Origin of the sequence: Mycobacterium sp. E2327, from assembly GCF_001672675.1 — a bacterium.
Taxonomy (GTDB): Bacteria; Actinomycetota; Actinomycetes; order Mycobacteriales; family Mycobacteriaceae; genus Mycobacterium.
Genome location: NZ_LZKE01000030.1, coordinates 29,839 through 43,383 on the forward strand (window position 1 = coordinate 29,839; position 13,545 = coordinate 43,383).

The following is a 13,545-nucleotide window of genomic DNA, read 5'->3' on the forward strand; positions in this document are numbered from 1 at the left end:
CGCTACGAGCCCCAACCGGTCAGCAGCTTCTCCGCACCCGCGCACATCTGCGCGATGACCTCACCCACCGGCGCGTCGTCGCGGATCATCCCGACGCCCTCGCCGGCATCGACCGGCGCGACGCGGCGATCGTCGGCGGCGACGGCCGCCGCCAGTTCGTCGCACGCCGACGGGTCCAGCGCGTCCTCCCGGCCCGTCCAGCGCGCGACGAAGTCGTTGGCCAACACGCGCGACGGGAACTTCGCCGGCCAGGGCAGCCCACCGGCGACGTCGAAGGCCCGGGTGACGGCCGTGTCGGTGGACCGGGCGGCGATCAGCGCGCGGCGGCTGCCGGCACCGGTGAGCGCCTCCGGGCACGCCGCCAGCCGGGTGCCCACCCACGCCCCGCTCGCACCGGCCGCCAGCACCGCGGCCAGGCTGCGCGCCGAGGCGACGCCACCGCCCGCGAGGACGGGCACCGTGACGGCGTCCAACACGTCGTCGAGCAACGGCAGCGTCGCGAGTTTGACCTCGCCGTGCCCGCCGCCCTCGGACCCCCGCGCGACCAGGATGTCCACGCCGGCGTCCACGGCCCGGCGGGCGCCCGAACCGTCGTAAACCTGTGTGGCGGTTGGGATTCCGGCGTCGTGCGCCTTCGCGACCCACGACCAGTCGGTGCCGAAACTGACCGACAACAGGGCGGGCCCGGCAGCCAGCGCGTCCTCGAGCAGCCTCTGCCGGGTCCGAATCACCCAGTCCACCAAGCCAATTCCGAATCTCCCGCGCACATGCGGCAATTGGGCTTGCAGCGCTTCCCGGTTGCCGTCGCTGCCCATGCCGATCATGCCCAGCCCACCGGCCGCGGTGACGGCAGCGGCCAGCCCGCCACCGGCGACCCCACCCATCGGGGCGTTGACGATCGGCACCCGCAGCCCGAAACTCCTTGACCAGGGCGTGGATAGCATCCGGTCAGTGCGCCCCGGGCTGGCTCTTCAGCACGGTCAGCATGACCACTGAATCCTCGACGGCGTGCAGGGCGTGCCGCTCCGCCGGGATCGCGACGTAGTCGCCGGCCTTGCCGTCCCAGGCGTCGCCGCCGGTCGTCAGGCGGACGTGGCCCTGCAACACCTGCAGCGTCGCCTCGCCGGGGCTGTCGTGTTCCGACAGGTCGTGGCCGGCAAGCAGGGCGAGCACGGTCTGCCGAAGCTCGTGGGTGTGACCGCCGTGGATGGTGTGCGCGGCGCGTCCGCTGTGCGACCGCCCCGCCTCGGCCAGCTTTTCGGAGGCCAGGCCGGTCAACGAGATGGATTCCATAGTCGTCCCCTTCGGTCGTACAAGCCCGCAATCAGACGGTCAATAGCAGTATCCCCGCCACCAGAAGGGCCACGGCCTTGACCGCCTCCAGGCCGATGTAGCCGTAGTGGGCGTGGGACCGCGGCCCTTCCGATCCGGCCAGCACCGCATCGGAGCGGCGGGTCAGCGCCGGGCGCACCGCGATCAACTGGATCGCCAGGGCGGCGACGGCGACGGCGACCGCCGCGGTGATTCGCGCGGGCGTCGGGCCCGACACCACGATCGCGACGATGACGAGGGCGAAGGCGACCTCGACGGTGTTGAGCGCGCGAAAGACCAGACGCCCGATGCCGAGGCCGATCTGCAGCGTCACGTTGGGCGCGCGGAACTTCAGCGGGGCTTCGAGGAACGAGATGGCCAGCACCATGCCGAGCCAGACGAAGGTGACCGCGACGGCGACCGCGGATCCGGTGCTCACCGGGCCGGGGCGGCCGGCGAGACGTGGGCCAGGCACAGATCCGGTTCGACGAACGCGTCGAGGCGATCGACCGAAACCGGCGCCCCCCACGCCTCCAGGGCGCCCTGCATCAGGCCGAGGTGGATGGGGCACACGACCGCGCCACGGGTTTCGGCCAGTTCCAGGAACGGGCAGTGCCGCAGGCCCACCAGTTGCTCGCCGTCGGACGTCCGGCGCTCCGGGGCGAAGCCGAGGTCGTCGAGGACCCCGACCAGCCGATCGACCGCTTCGTCGGCGCCCCGGGCCTTCGGCGCCTTGGCGCGTGATTCCAGGTTCCGCCCCCAGGCCCTGCCCGCGGCAACCGCCTTTGCGCGCGGATTCCGGTCGGCGGCCAGCGCCTCGGTCAGGACTTCGGCCAGCATGCGGTAGTGGCGCGTCCCGCCGCGATCCATCTGCCGCACCGCCTGGAACATCAGCGGCGGGCGCCCGGGGCCCTTGCGGTCGTGCTCCACCTGCTCCACCTGGCTGGCCGCGAGCAGGCTGTCGAGGTGGAAGCGCACGGTATTCGGGTGCACGCCAAGCTGTTCGGCGATCGCAACGATGCTCAGCGGATCGGGCGACGACCGCAATAGCCGCAGCACCTCGCGGCGGCGGCGTCCGGTGTTTTCTCCGACTGACGTAATGCCGCTCACGCTCCTTTGGTCTCGTCGGCCCCGGGCTGGGCGGCGACCAGCGATGTGTCGACATCGCGGGCCCCATTATCGGCCAGGTGTGGGTCGAGCGCCGCGGGCAGGTCGCACGTCACATCAATCGACTTTACACAACCGCTCTTGTGAAAAGATGACGGTCGCCGAAAACTTCTGTGCCACGCGCGGTCTTGTGACAAACGCCCCTGCTGAAACGCACCCGGCCCCGATACGGTCGTGCGTGAACGGCCACGCCGACGAATCGAGGACTGGGGATGTCATCACAGAACGCACGTTTGGGCATCGTCGTCGGCATCGACGACTCGCCGGCCGCCAGGACCGCGGTGCAGTGGGCGGCGCGCGACGCCGAGCTGCGCAACGTTCCGCTGACCCTCGTGCACGCCGTTTCTCCCGAGGTTCGGACGTGGCTGAGGACGCCCGTGCCCGCCGGGGTGATGCGCTGGCAGCAGGAGCACGGTCGACGGCTGGTCGACGAGGCGCTCAAGCTCGTCGAAGCGGCCTCGCTGCGCGGCGGCCCGGCCGGCATCCACACCGAAATCCTTTCCTCGGCAGCCGTTCCCACGCTGATCGGCTTGTCCAAGGAGGCGGGCATGCTGGTCACGGGGGCGCAGGGCAGCGGCCGCTGGCCCGGCCGGCTGCTGGGCTCGGTCAGCTCGGCCCTGCTGCGTCACGCGCACTGCCCGGTTGCGATCGTCCACGATGCCCCCGTGACCCCGGGCGCCGGTCGGGGCCCGGTGTTGCTCGGCGTCGACGGCTCACCGGCATCCGAGCCCGCAACCGCGATCGCCTTCGACGAGGCGTCCCGCCGCAACGCGGACCTGGTGGCCCTGCACTCGTGGAGTGATCTCGACCGATCGGAGTGGCCCGAAATTGACTGGCCCACAACCCAATCGGCGGCCGAAGAGGTGTTGGCCGAACGGCTGGCGGGCTGGCAGGAGCAGTACCCCGACGTGGGGGTGACCCGTACCGTGGTGCAGGCCCAGCCGGCACGACGGCTGGTCGAGCAGTCCGTGGGGGCACAGCTGGTCGTGGTCGGCAGCCGGGGCCGCGGCGGTTTCGCCGGAATGCTGGTGGGATCCGTCGGGGAAGCCGTCGCCCAGATGGCGCAGGCGCCGGTGATCGTGGCGCGCGAGGCCCCGGCCTAGTCGCCGCGCTCGCCCACGAGATGCGCATCGTCGGGGCGGAACCGCAGCCGTCCCTGCACCACCGAGCGCGCGACATCGGTGAGCGGCTTGCGGTGGTGGTAGGCATACGCGCGCAACCGCACCAACGCCCGCAGCGGTGAAACGGCGAGCCGTTCGGAAAGCATGCCGGCGGCTTGGTGAATCTCGGCGTGCCAGAGAACCGGACCGGGGCCGTTAGCGTGCTGGGCTTCCGGTGGCGGAATGCCACATTCGGCGTCGACCACCAGCAGCAGCGCGGTGTCGGCATAGATCAACGCGTCCATCAACCGGCCCTGGTCGAGGTGGCCCGTGGTGTCGCCGAAGAGGTCGAGCACCCCGACCTCGATGGCGCCCAACGCCAGCGGAAGGCTGTACATCGCCCGTATCCCGAGCCGACCCGCTTCCGCCGCGAAGGTCGGCCAGCGGCGGCTGCTCAGCGGCGCGGCCAGGTCGCTTACGAGGATCGGCCTCCCGCGCGCCAGCGCATCGAGCCCCGGGCCCTGGCCCAGGGTCACCTGCAACTCTTCGGCCTCGCCGGCTCGCGAATCCGTGACATACGCGGGTTTCAACGTCCAGTTGTCGCTCGTCAGAATCAGACCGGCGGCGCTGGCACCGACCGCCTCCACGCAGGCCAGACACGCGTGTCCGGGAGACATCGGGGATCCGTCGCGTGCAGCGAGCGACGCGATCGACGCCCAAACCCGGGAAGTACGGTCACCGTTCAAGACCCAGATCATTCCCGTCGCGATCATCGACCGATAAGAGCCGAACGTCACTTCTTGGGCGCCGGCGCGCTAGCGGACCACGAGGCGGCTGATGGCCTCGTCGACGCCCCACAGCGCGGCCGCGATCGCCGCCGACGAGCCGTCGATCCCCACGATGATCGGTTTCACAATCCTCCCAACACCTTTCGACCGCTAGACGGGAGACGTCACGGCCGGCCCAGGGTGGGCGAGCCGGTAGACGTCCATCAGCCGGGTGAGGTCGCTCGGCGTGACGATGCCGACCACCTCGCCGCCGTCGCGCACCAGGGCGCGGCTGCGAGGACCGGCCGGCGCCATCCGCTCGAGCAGCGCGGTGAGCGGCTCCCGCGGCCCGGCGGTGGGCACCGCGTCGAGAGGCAGGGCGATGTCGGCCACCCGGGTGCTGCCGCGCGCGTCCGGCGCGACGTCGCGCAGCTGGGTCAGCGTCACCAGTCCCACGATCGATCCGTCCGGATCGACGACGGGGTACGCCGAATGACGGTCGCCCAGGACGTAGCGCTGGATGAAATCCTCGACCGTGAGCCAGGCGGGCGCGGTATGCGGGTGCGCGGTCATCGCGTCGGAGACGCTCACCCCGGCGAAGAGCTGCCGCGCCGTGATCCGGGCCTCTTCGTCGCGACTGGCGGCGAAGATGAACCAGCCGATGAAGGCCAGCCAGACGCCGCCGACCACGCCGCCCGCGACGAATTCGGCCAGGCCCAAACCGATCAGGACGAACGCGACCACCCGTCCCGCATGCGCCGCGCCGATGCCGGCGCGCACGATGTCGCCATGGCGCCGCCACAGGTAGGCGCGCAGCACGCGGCCGCCGTCGAGCGGTGCGCCGGGCAACAGGTTGAACAGGCCCAGCAGCAGGTTGATGCCGGCCAGCCACGAGGCGACGCCGACGACGACGGGCGCGGCATGCAGGGCGCGCAGCCCCGCGACCAGCCCGCCGAATGCCGCCGCCAAGGCCAGGCTGGTGGCCGGGCCCGCGATCGCGATCCGGAAGGCCGCCTTGGGCGTCTTCGCCTCACCACCGAGGTTGGTCACCCCGCCGAACAGCCACAGCGTGACGCTCTCCACGGCCACCCCGGCCCGGCGGGCGACCACGGCATGCGCGAGCTCGTGGGCCAACAGCGACGCCAGCAGCACCACCGCGCCGCACGCTCCGGCGAGCCAATAGACCGGGGCCGAATACCCCTTGGCGGTGCCGGGCAGCGTGCTCGCCAGGCTCCAAGTGAACAGCCACAGGATGACCAGCACGCTCCAGTTCACGTTCACCGGAAACCCGGCAACCCTGCCCAGCGGGATCGCGTCACGCACCTAGAACCTCCAAAGTCGCGGGCGGACAGATTGTTTCAGGACCCGGCTCCCGCCGGTGCCGTCATGAGCGGCCGCTCGACCCGGTGCTTGATGCGGAGCAACAAACCCCGAGTGCCCAGCGCGAGCACCGGTCTGGCCAATTCCATGGCGAACACTTCGCCGGGATGGCGCAGGGCCAGCCGGACGCGGGTCAACAGCCGCACCCGGTCTTCCCAGTGCGGCTGGATGTGGAAGGACCACACCGCATTCCAGCGGAGGTCTTCTCGTGTGGCATCGAGCACGATGTACTTCTCGGGCACGATATGGGCGACGGTGAACGTCACCCCGTCGGGCAGCCCCGGCCAGCCGTCGGGGGTCAGGCGCAAGACGTCGCCTGCCGCAAGGTGTTCCGCCGACGACGGCGAGTCGACCGCGCGTCGGCCATCGGCCAGCCGCATTAGCGCCGGCCACACCGCCGCCACCGGCGCGTCGATGTACACCGCCTCGGTGGTCTGGATCGCCGGGTCGGCCACCAACGCGTCACCGGGCAGCATCATCCGGCACTCCGCCTTGGTGGCGCCCCAATCGCGGTAATAGCGTCGCGCGCCGTACAGCATCGCGAGCAGCGCCGCCGTCTCAGTGATCCGCCTGGTCGCGTTGCCCATGGCGCAAGTGTGGGCGGGCGGTCGAACCGTCCGCCAGGGTCGATGGTCCCCGGGGCAGCGCCGATGTGCCTTCGTCGCCGGCTCGGGACTTTGGGCCCTATCCGGTATCGGCGCGTGACGAAATAATGACTACGTCTGACGTAACTTGGCTGCGGCGGTTGCGGCTGAACAAAGGAGACTGACGGTTATGGGTGGTAGCCCACCGTTGTTATTGTCCGATTCCGACGTTGACGCCCTCGCGGGTGAATTTTTACGCTCGCGCTACCTGGGTCCCATCTATGCCGACTGGTCGCCCGACCGGCGCCTGGACACGTTCCTGCGGCGGCGCGGTCTGCCCCGCGTGGCCGACGACGGCGATCTCGCGAAGACCGTGCTGGATCGCATCATGGCCCGCGTGAGCGGCGGGGCGCGGGGCTAGCCGCTGCGCGCACCCACGGATGCCTCGAGCTCGGCCAGGCACTCCTCGGTGAGCGGGATCAGCTTCTCGATGTCGGGCACCACATCGGCACCGGCGGCGTAACCGAATCCGATGCGGTCGGCGTATGAACACGTCGTCACATTGAGTGCCATCCCGTCGTAGACGGTGGACACCGGATAGATCTCCTCCAGACGCGCGCCGTTCCAATACATTTCGCTGCGCGGGCCGGGCACGTGCGAGATGGGCAGGTTGTATCCGGTGCGCAGCTTCGGCGTGAAAGGCAGCAGCGGGAAAATCACCGTCGCGGCGATGCTTCCCGCGGCGGTCAGCAGCGATGCCGCCGATCCGCGCTTGGCGACCCACTGCTTTCCTTCCGACATCGATCGGTGGATCAGGTCCAACCGCGCGGCGGGATCGTCCAGGTCGGTGCCCAAGGGGCACAGCCACAGACCGAACATGTTGCCGTGCTGGTCATTTCCGTCGTCGCGCTCGCGGGCGCGCACCGTGATCGGGCAGACCGCCACCAGGGACCGTTCCGGCAGTTCGCCACGCTCGAGCATCCAGCGGCGCACCGCACCGGACACCAGGGCGGTCACCACGTCGTTGCCGGTGACACCGACCGCCCGTTGCACGGCCTCGATGCGCTCCCTCGGCCAGCTGGCGGCCGCGACGGCGCGTTCATGCCCGAGGTGACCGTTGAACCGCGTGTAGGGCGCCGCGAAAGGCAGCACGGTCGTGTGGCCCACCAGGCTGTCGACCACGGTCGACAGCTCGCCCGTGACGGCCCGCCCGATCAGCCCGACGCTGGACGTCGCCGCGCCGAGCAACGATCGCAGCGGCGCGACGAGACGCGACACCAGCCCGCCGTCCGCCGGCTGCGGCGCCTCGGCACGGCGGTCGGCGTAGAACGGCGGCATCGACCGGCACTGCGGATCGGGGCTCAGCGCGTCGGCGATCATCCGCAAGCCCGCCACGCCGTCGATGACGGTGTGGTGCACCTTGATGTAGAACGCGAATCGGCCGCCGTCGAGGCCGTCGATCAGATACGACATCCACATCGGTCGGGAGCGGTCGAGGCGCTTCGCGTCCAGTTCGCCGATGAGCCGCCAGAACTCGTCACGGCCCCCGGACACGGTGTGGCGCCGGCAATGGTGGCTCAGGTCGACGTCATGCATGTCCCGCCACACCCACACGCCGCCGGTGTCCACGCCGCTGTGCGGATACCTGCGCAGCCTCGGGTCGATCGGATGGCCGCCCGTGAGCGCGTCGCGGTATAGCTCGTCGACGAAGTCCGGCCCGGCGTCCTGCGGCGGCGACAGGATCAGCACCGCACCGACATGCATCGGGCTGGCCACCAGCTCCGCGGCCATCATCGCCACGTCAAGCGGGTCCATCGGAGCCATCTCGGCCGCCTACGCGGGGCGGTCGCGTTGGGTCGACGGCGCGTCGAGGAGACCCGATTGCCGCAGCGCGTCCCACACGAATTTCTGTACCGGCCGCGACCGGAAGAATCCGGTGTGACCGCCCGGGTACCAGACGATTTCGGGTTTACCCCAGTGCTCCCAGAGGCGGACCACCTGCTCGCGCGGGTGCACGACCCGGTCGGCGACGCCGGCATAGATGAAACGGCCCGGCATCGGCACCAGCGGTTCGAGCGACAGCGGCGACGTCATCCGGCCGAGGGGTTCGGCCAACTCCATCGTGCGCCGGCGCGGGTCGCCTTTGCTCAGGCCGGCGTGGCGCCCCAGCAGCTGCACCAGGTCCGCCACCGGAACGCCGAGAATGGCGCAGGTGAGGCCCTTTTCGAGGCTGGCGACCAGCGACGCGATGTAGCCGCCGAGCGAAAGGCTGTTCAACCCGATCAGCGAGTCGGGCTCCTGCGACCGGATCCACGACAACAGCCTGCGGATGTCCCACACCGCGTGAGCCGTCGCATGCACGTCGTCGAGGATGTCCTCGCCGGGAAACACCACGCCCTTCGGCAGCCCGCGGGCCCGTGGGCCGTGCATCGGCAGCACCGGCATGACGACGTTGAGACCGAGTTCGTCGTGCAGTTTCCAGGCGCGGAACAACGCGAGATCCAGTGGGGCCCGGCCCATCTCGGTTCCGTGGACGCACACCAGCCAGGGCCGCGGTTCGGGATGACGCAGCAACAGCGCGTACTCGCGCCTGTTCGCGGTGTAGCCCATCCACCGCTGCCCGCCCGGCTCACCGGGCCGAGGCAGGTATCCGCTGTCGAAGGACAGGCGATACAGGGTGCGTTTGCGGCCCTTGACCTGTTGGACCGTGACGTCCGAAAGCGGCGGCGGCGCACCGAAGAATCTCTTCGGATGATCGAGCCATCCCCGCTCGCCGTAGAAGTCCAGGGCCGCGACCACTTCCCGGCTGATGCGGTCGAACGCCCGGGGTTCGCTCACCGGCCGTCGCGCCTTCAGGCCGAGCAGGACGACTTCGTCGCGAAAAGCCTGCAGCGCCAGCGCGAGGGTGGGGCGCGCGATCGGCAGCCCGCCCTCCTCCTGGTCGAGGTAGTCGCGCCACGATTCGGTGAGGTAGAGGCCGGTGTGCATGAACGGGCGGACGGCGTTGCCCAGCCCGCCGATCAGGGGGGCATTCCAGCGCGGGTCGCCCGGTCGCTGACCGTCGTCGCCGGCGGCTTCTGACATGGCGGCACGCTAACACCCGCCCGAATCGGCGCGTTAGGGACTTACGGCCCGGTCGCGGTCGCGGAAGTCCCGGGATGACCGGGTGAGGACTTTAGCCACTCGTCGGGTTGACCTGCCGGCCGTAACGTCAGGACGTCGGCAGCATGCCGAAGCGCCGAGTTCAAGGAGCTTGAAATGGCAAAGGCATCGGAAAAGAAACCGAAAAAGGCCGAGCCCCGCTGGGCGGAATTGTCCGACGAGGTGCTCGAGTCGGTCGAGGCCGGCCGCAAGCAGGCGATCGAAGCCGTCCGCAAGTTCGTCGACGAGGTGGGACCCGTGTTGCCCGAGCAGTCCCGACGCAAAGCCGTCGTCGACGCCGCCCTCAACCTGGCCGACGACTTGGTGGCCGCGCGGATGGAGTTCTTCCGCAGCGTGGTGCGCAGCGCCGGCGAGGCGATGAGCAAATAGCCTTCACCCGCGGCGATCACGAGGCGGCCGGCGAGCCCGCGACGCGCTCGCGCAGGTGCGCGGCGAAGGCCGCGGCCCGGTCGAGGTCGTGATCGTTGGGCCGTCCCCGGTTGATGCCGCCGATGAATCCGAACGGCCCCATCGTGTCGAACCCGCGGCAGGAGAACGCATCGAGTACTTCGAAGCCCTTGGCCGCCAACTGGTTTCGGACCGGCTTGTTGTAATCCAGCAGCGGGACCTCGCGGGCACCGCTGGTGAAGAAGGTGAACGCGCGGGGTCCGCGAACGCGCGGCAGGCGGCGGATCAACGCCCGCAGCCTGGCGTCCACGCTCATGTAATAGATGCCGGACCCGAAGCCGACGAGGTCGTATTCGCAGAGCTTTTCGGGGTCCACCGATTCGGGTTCGACGACCTCGGCGCCGAGCACCTCGGCCATCCGGTCGGCCACCCGACGGGTGTTGCCGTGCGACTTCGAAACGCAGACGATGAGCGACTTCATGGCTCAATGCTGCGCGTCGGGCACCGCGGCGGGTAAGGGACTTTGTCCCCTATCCCCCGCCGAAGAGCCGCAGAACAGTGAGCTTTTTAAGCCCGTCACCAATGGATCGAAGACATGAGCGCAACACTCGCCGCACTGGAAAAGCCCGACCTCTCCAAGATCGAGAACCGGGCGCCGTCGGTGGCACGGATGTTCGTCGACCGCGTCGCCGCCAGCCCGGACACCGAAGCGTTCCGGTATCCGCAGAACGGCGGCTGGGAGCGCGTGACGTGGCGGCAGGTCGGCGAGCGTGTGCAGCGCATCGCCGCCGGGTTGATCGCATTGGGCATCCAGCCGGAGGACCGGGTGGCGCTGGCATCGGCGACGCGTTACGAGTGGGTGCTCGTCGATTTCGGCGTGTTGTGTGCCGGCGCGGCGACGACGACGGTGTACCCGACGACCATCGCCGCCGACGTCGCCTACATCGTGGCCAACTCGGGAAGCCGGGTGGTGGTCGCCGAAAACCAGTCACAGGTCGACAAACTCGTCGAGCGCCGCGCCGAACTGCCCGACGTGACCAGGGTGGTGATCATCGACGGCAACGGTGACGGCGACTGGGTCATCACCCTGGGCGAGCTCGAGCAGCGCGGCAAGCAACTTCTCGCCGACTCGCCCCACGCGGTCGAGGAGCGGGTCGCCGCCGTCGGGCCGGACCAGCTGGCCAGCCTCATCTACACCTCCGGGACCACCGGGCGGCCGAAGGGGGTGCGGCTGACCCACGGCGCTTGGACCTACACCGCCGCGGCCATCGACTCCCTGGGCGTGCTCGGCCCCGACGACCTCAACTTCCTGTGGCTGCCGCTGGCGCACTCGTTCGGCAAGGTGATGCTGGCGCTGCCGCTGTTGATCGGCTTCCCGACCGCGATAGACGGGCGCGTCGAGAAGATCGTCGACAACCTGGCGGTGCTGCACCCGACCGTCATGGGCGCCGCGCCGCGGATCTTCGAGAAGGCACACGCACGCATCGAGCAGATGATCGCCGAGGAGGGCGGCCTGAAGAAGCGGATCTTCGACTGGTCGATCCGGGTGGGCCTGAAGGTGTCGGCGGCCCGCCAGGCGGGCGAAAAGCCCTCGCTGGCGGCGTCGCTCGCCTACCGGGTGGCGGACCGGCTGGTGCTCTCCACGATCCGGGAGCGCTTCGGGGGCCGGGTCCGGTTCTTCGTCTCCGCCGCCGCCGCGCTGGACCGCAACGTCGCGCAGTGGTTCGACGCCGTCGGCATCACCGTGCTCGAGGGCTATGGGCTCACCGAGACCTCCGCCGCGTCATTCATCAACCGCCCCAACGCTTATCGCTTCGGGACGGTGGGCTGGCCGTTCCCCGCCACCGAGGTGAAGATCGCCGACGACGGTGAGATCATGCTGCGGGGCCCGGGGGTGATGACGTCGTATCACGATCTGCCCGAGGCCACCGCCGAGGCGCTGGACGAAGACGGCTGGTTCCGCACCGGCGACATCGGCGAGATCGACGCCGACGGCTACCTGCGCATCACCGACCGCAAGAAGGACATGTTCAAGACGTCGCAGGGCAAGTACGTGGCGCCGGCGGCCATCGAGGTGCGTTTCAAGGGCCTCTGCCCGTACGCGGGGGAGCTGCTGGTCATCGGGGAGGCCAAGCCCTACTGCGTGGCGCTGGTCAGCCTCGACGGCGAGGCGATCACGGACTGGGCCGAAAAGCACGGCATGGCCGGCAAGTCCTTCGCCGAGATCGCCCGAGACGAGCGCACCCGGGAACTGATCGCCGGATACATCGACCAGCTCAACGCGGAGCTGAATCGCTGGGAGCAGATCAAGAAATTCACGATCCTGGACCGCGAACTGTCCATCGAATCCGGCGACCTGACGCCCAGCATGAAGCTGCGCCGCAAGGTGGTCGTCGGCAAGGCCGCGGACGACATCTCGGCTCTCTACGGATAGCGCTCAGCCCGCGGGCGTGATGAGCCCGTAATGCCCGTCGTAGCGGTGATACACGACGCTGCCGCGGTCGACGGAGGCGTCGACGAAGAACAGGAACGGCAGCCCGAGCAGCCCGATCCGCACGATCGCGTCGTCGACGGTGAGCCGCGGCGCCGGCTGCGGGCTGACGGTCAGCGACAGCTGGACCGCGGCCAGCTCGTCGGCGAGCTCCGGATTGACTTGGGCCAGGCGGTATTCCGCCGGGCCCTGGCGATACAGCACGCTGTCCTGGTTGGTGCCCGCCTCCGTGAACAGGTGGAAGTCGTAGTCCAGCAGCTCCATCTCGAGCGCGGCCTCGTCGACGGTGCAGGTGGGCAGGCTGTACGACTTGTGCCGCACGACGCGCCGTTCGCCTTCGGGCCTGGGGAAGTAGTCCGGCCGGTGGGTGGGCTCGGACTGATGCCGCCACTCGTTCGGGTCGTTCCGGGGCAGGCGCGCTCGCTTGGCATCCCAGTGTTCGGCGCCGCGTTCCAGCCGCCGGCGCAGCCGCGCCTCGAGCCGATCGATCGCCTCGGCGGCCGTGACACCGTCGACCTGCGCACGGACCGGCCGGCCGTTGACGTCCAGATTGGCCTGCGCGACCACCCGCCGGGTCACCGCGGGATCGCCGTGCTGCGTCAACCGAACCCGGGCGTGCAGCACCGGTGCGTGGGCGAAGCGCCCGAGCTCGCCAACCTTTTTGCGCGCGTACTCCGCGGCACCGGGCAGCCGCCCGTGGGTCGTCACCTCGACATCGAGGACGGCCGGTAAATCGTGAGTCTTTGCCATGATTCGCTTTCTTCGGTCGCGCGTCAGCGGTGTAGACCAGTGACGGGTTCGTGGGTGCTGGCCTGGATATCGGTTGACGTCAAGGCCAACAGCTGATTCGACAGATCGGACAGCGCGCGGGCGATCGCCAGTTCGTCGCCGATCTGGGCGACCGGCCGGTCGGCGGGATCCAGCCGCGCCAGGCCCACGCCGACGAACTTCCTGCCCGCCCAGGCCAGCCGCGCCTTCGCGCGGGTGCGCTCTTCGTGCTCTTCGACCACCAGGTCGATTTGGCAGGTCTTGGTGCCGTCAGCCTTGCCGGTCATCGCCAGTCTCCTTGTCTTGCCGGGTGTTAGCCCACCTAGATGCGACCACCGGCGGACGCCGCGAAGTAGGGGCGAAAGTCACCAGTGCGCGGGGCACGCGCGTGAAACGCTTTTCGACGGGCTGCCGACCATTCAGCAAAT

General features: G+C 69.7%; 16 protein-coding genes and 1 pseudogene. 4 read left to right on the forward strand and 13 right to left on the reverse strand.

Translation table 11 applies throughout. The features are described from left to right. Positions 1-2: 2 nt before the first annotated feature. The 4 genes from A5712_RS03955 to A5712_RS03970 are packed head-to-tail and all read right to left on the reverse strand — an operon-like array spanning position 3 to position 2,421. Positions 3-944, reverse strand: a complete 942-nt coding sequence (locus A5712_RS03955; protein WP_068101613.1) for a nitronate monooxygenase family protein — start codon at positions 942-944, stop codon at positions 3-5. Positions 945-948: 4 nt separating this feature from the next. Then, positions 949-1,293, reverse strand: coding sequence for a cupin domain-containing protein (locus tag A5712_RS03960; RefSeq protein ID WP_068101616.1), 345 nt, complete (start codon positions 1,291-1,293; stop codon positions 949-951). A gap of 31 nt (positions 1,294-1,324) precedes the next feature. Then, entirely contained in the window at positions 1,325-1,750 is a 426-nt protein-coding gene (locus A5712_RS03965) for a hypothetical protein (RefSeq protein WP_068101618.1), read from the reverse strand. Further along, complete coding sequence (locus tag A5712_RS03970; RefSeq protein ID WP_068101623.1) at positions 1,747-2,421, reverse strand: metalloregulator ArsR/SmtB family transcription factor; 675 nt, start codon at positions 2,419-2,421, stop codon at positions 1,747-1,749. Before A5712_RS03970 ends, A5712_RS03965 begins: the two co-directional genes overlap by 4 nt. A gap of 269 nt (positions 2,422-2,690) precedes the next feature. On the opposite strand from A5712_RS03970, the gene A5712_RS03975 reads away from it, so the two are divergent. Continuing rightward, positions 2,691-3,581, forward strand: coding sequence for a universal stress protein (locus A5712_RS03975; RefSeq protein WP_068101626.1), 891 nt, complete (start codon positions 2,691-2,693; stop codon positions 3,579-3,581). Here the strand turns inward: A5712_RS03975 and A5712_RS03980 are convergent. The 4 genes and pseudogenes from A5712_RS03980 to A5712_RS03990 form a co-directional block, all read right to left on the reverse strand. Continuing rightward, positions 3,578-4,255 (reverse strand): GAF and ANTAR domain-containing protein, encoded by a 678-nt coding sequence (locus A5712_RS03980; RefSeq protein ID WP_197519289.1) that lies wholly within the window; start codon positions 4,253-4,255, stop codon positions 3,578-3,580. The two genes, A5712_RS03975 and A5712_RS03980, sit on opposite strands and share 4 nt — an antisense overlap. A gap of 147 nt (positions 4,256-4,402) precedes the next feature. Further along, positions 4,403-4,492, reverse strand: a pseudogene (locus tag A5712_RS32620) (universal stress protein); the annotation flags it as partial. A 24-nt stretch (positions 4,493-4,516) separates the two neighbouring features. Continuing rightward, positions 4,517-5,668 (reverse strand): site-2 protease family protein, encoded by a 1,152-nt coding sequence (locus tag A5712_RS03985; protein ID WP_068101629.1) that lies wholly within the window; start codon positions 5,666-5,668, stop codon positions 4,517-4,519. A gap of 35 nt (positions 5,669-5,703) precedes the next feature. Continuing rightward, positions 5,704-6,312, reverse strand: coding sequence for a hypothetical protein (locus A5712_RS03990; RefSeq protein WP_068101632.1), 609 nt, complete (start codon positions 6,310-6,312; stop codon positions 5,704-5,706). A gap of 187 nt (positions 6,313-6,499) precedes the next feature. On the opposite strand from A5712_RS03990, the gene A5712_RS03995 reads away from it, so the two are divergent. After that, complete coding sequence (locus A5712_RS03995; RefSeq protein WP_068101635.1) at positions 6,500-6,730, forward strand: hypothetical protein; 231 nt, start codon at positions 6,500-6,502, stop codon at positions 6,728-6,730. Here A5712_RS03995 and A5712_RS04000 read toward each other — a convergent pair. Next, positions 6,727-8,133, reverse strand: a complete 1,407-nt coding sequence (locus A5712_RS04000; RefSeq protein WP_068101639.1) for a wax ester/triacylglycerol synthase family O-acyltransferase — start codon at positions 8,131-8,133, stop codon at positions 6,727-6,729. The two genes, A5712_RS03995 and A5712_RS04000, sit on opposite strands and share 4 nt — an antisense overlap. 9 nt (positions 8,134-8,142) lie before the next feature. Beyond that, positions 8,143-9,297, reverse strand: a complete 1,155-nt coding sequence (locus A5712_RS04005) for an alpha/beta hydrolase family protein (RefSeq protein WP_369830357.1) — start codon at positions 9,295-9,297, stop codon at positions 8,143-8,145. A gap of 270 nt (positions 9,298-9,567) precedes the next feature. On the opposite strand from A5712_RS04005, the gene A5712_RS04010 reads away from it, so the two are divergent. Beyond that, the gene (locus tag A5712_RS04010) at positions 9,568-9,840 is read left to right on the forward strand and encodes a hypothetical protein (RefSeq protein WP_068101645.1); all 273 of its coding nucleotides are present in this window, start codon (positions 9,568-9,570) and stop codon (positions 9,838-9,840) included. 16 nt (positions 9,841-9,856) lie between these two features. On the opposite strand, the gene A5712_RS04015 is transcribed toward A5712_RS04010, so the two are convergent. Then, positions 9,857-10,339 carry a flavodoxin family protein gene (locus tag A5712_RS04015; RefSeq protein WP_068101648.1) on the reverse strand — a complete coding sequence of 161 codons (483 nt, stop codon included), beginning with the start codon at positions 10,337-10,339 and terminating at the stop codon, positions 9,857-9,859. A gap of 114 nt (positions 10,340-10,453) precedes the next feature. Here A5712_RS04015 and A5712_RS04020 point away from each other — a divergent pair, with 114 nt between their 5' ends. Further along, positions 10,454-12,292 carry a long-chain fatty acid--CoA ligase gene (locus A5712_RS04020; RefSeq protein ID WP_068101651.1) on the forward strand — a complete coding sequence of 613 codons (1,839 nt, stop codon included), beginning with the start codon at positions 10,454-10,456 and terminating at the stop codon, positions 12,290-12,292. A gap of 3 nt (positions 12,293-12,295) precedes the next feature. Here A5712_RS04020 and A5712_RS04025 read toward each other — a convergent pair whose 3' ends face one another. Further along, positions 12,296-13,099 (reverse strand): sigma 54 modulation/S30EA ribosomal C-terminal domain-containing protein, encoded by an 804-nt coding sequence (locus tag A5712_RS04025; protein ID WP_068101655.1) that lies wholly within the window; start codon positions 13,097-13,099, stop codon positions 12,296-12,298. A gap of 23 nt (positions 13,100-13,122) precedes the next feature. Further along, complete coding sequence (locus A5712_RS04030; RefSeq protein WP_068101657.1) at positions 13,123-13,404, reverse strand: DUF1876 domain-containing protein; 282 nt, start codon at positions 13,402-13,404, stop codon at positions 13,123-13,125. Positions 13,405-13,545 lie beyond the last annotated feature (141 nt).

Excerpts from the sequence above, each read along its gene's own strand:
- A5712_RS03955 (WP_068101613.1), bottom strand. The coding sequence starts at position 944 with ATGCTATCCACGCCCTGGTCAAGGAGTTTCGGGCTGCGGGTGCCGATC.
- A5712_RS03960 (WP_068101616.1), bottom strand. The coding sequence starts at position 1,293 with ATGGAATCCATCTCGTTGACCGGCCTGGCCTCCGAAAAGCTGGCCGAG.
- A5712_RS03975 (WP_068101626.1), top strand. The coding sequence starts at position 2,691 with ATGTCATCACAGAACGCACGTTTGGGCATCGTCGTCGGCATCGACGAC.
- A5712_RS03980 (WP_197519289.1), bottom strand. The coding sequence starts at position 4,255 with ATGTCTCCCGGACACGCGTGTCTGGCCTGCGTGGAGGCGGTCGGTGCC.
- A5712_RS03990 (WP_068101632.1), bottom strand. The coding sequence starts at position 6,312 with ATGGGCAACGCGACCAGGCGGATCACTGAGACGGCGGCGCTGCTCGCG.
- A5712_RS03995 (WP_068101635.1), top strand. The coding sequence starts at position 6,500 with ATGGGTGGTAGCCCACCGTTGTTATTGTCCGATTCCGACGTTGACGCC.
- A5712_RS04000 (WP_068101639.1), bottom strand. The coding sequence starts at position 8,133 with ATGGCTCCGATGGACCCGCTTGACGTGGCGATGATGGCCGCGGAGCTG.
- A5712_RS04005 (WP_369830357.1), bottom strand. The coding sequence starts at position 9,297 with ATGCACACCGGCCTCTACCTCACCGAATCGTGGCGCGACTACCTCGAC.
- A5712_RS04010 (WP_068101645.1), top strand. The coding sequence starts at position 9,568 with ATGGCAAAGGCATCGGAAAAGAAACCGAAAAAGGCCGAGCCCCGCTGG.
- A5712_RS04015 (WP_068101648.1), bottom strand. The coding sequence starts at position 10,339 with ATGAAGTCGCTCATCGTCTGCGTTTCGAAGTCGCACGGCAACACCCGT.
- A5712_RS04020 (WP_068101651.1), top strand. The coding sequence starts at position 10,454 with ATGAGCGCAACACTCGCCGCACTGGAAAAGCCCGACCTCTCCAAGATC.
- A5712_RS04025 (WP_068101655.1), bottom strand. The coding sequence starts at position 13,099 with ATGGCAAAGACTCACGATTTACCGGCCGTCCTCGATGTCGAGGTGACG.
- A5712_RS04030 (WP_068101657.1), bottom strand. The coding sequence starts at position 13,404 with ATGACCGGCAAGGCTGACGGCACCAAGACCTGCCAAATCGACCTGGTG.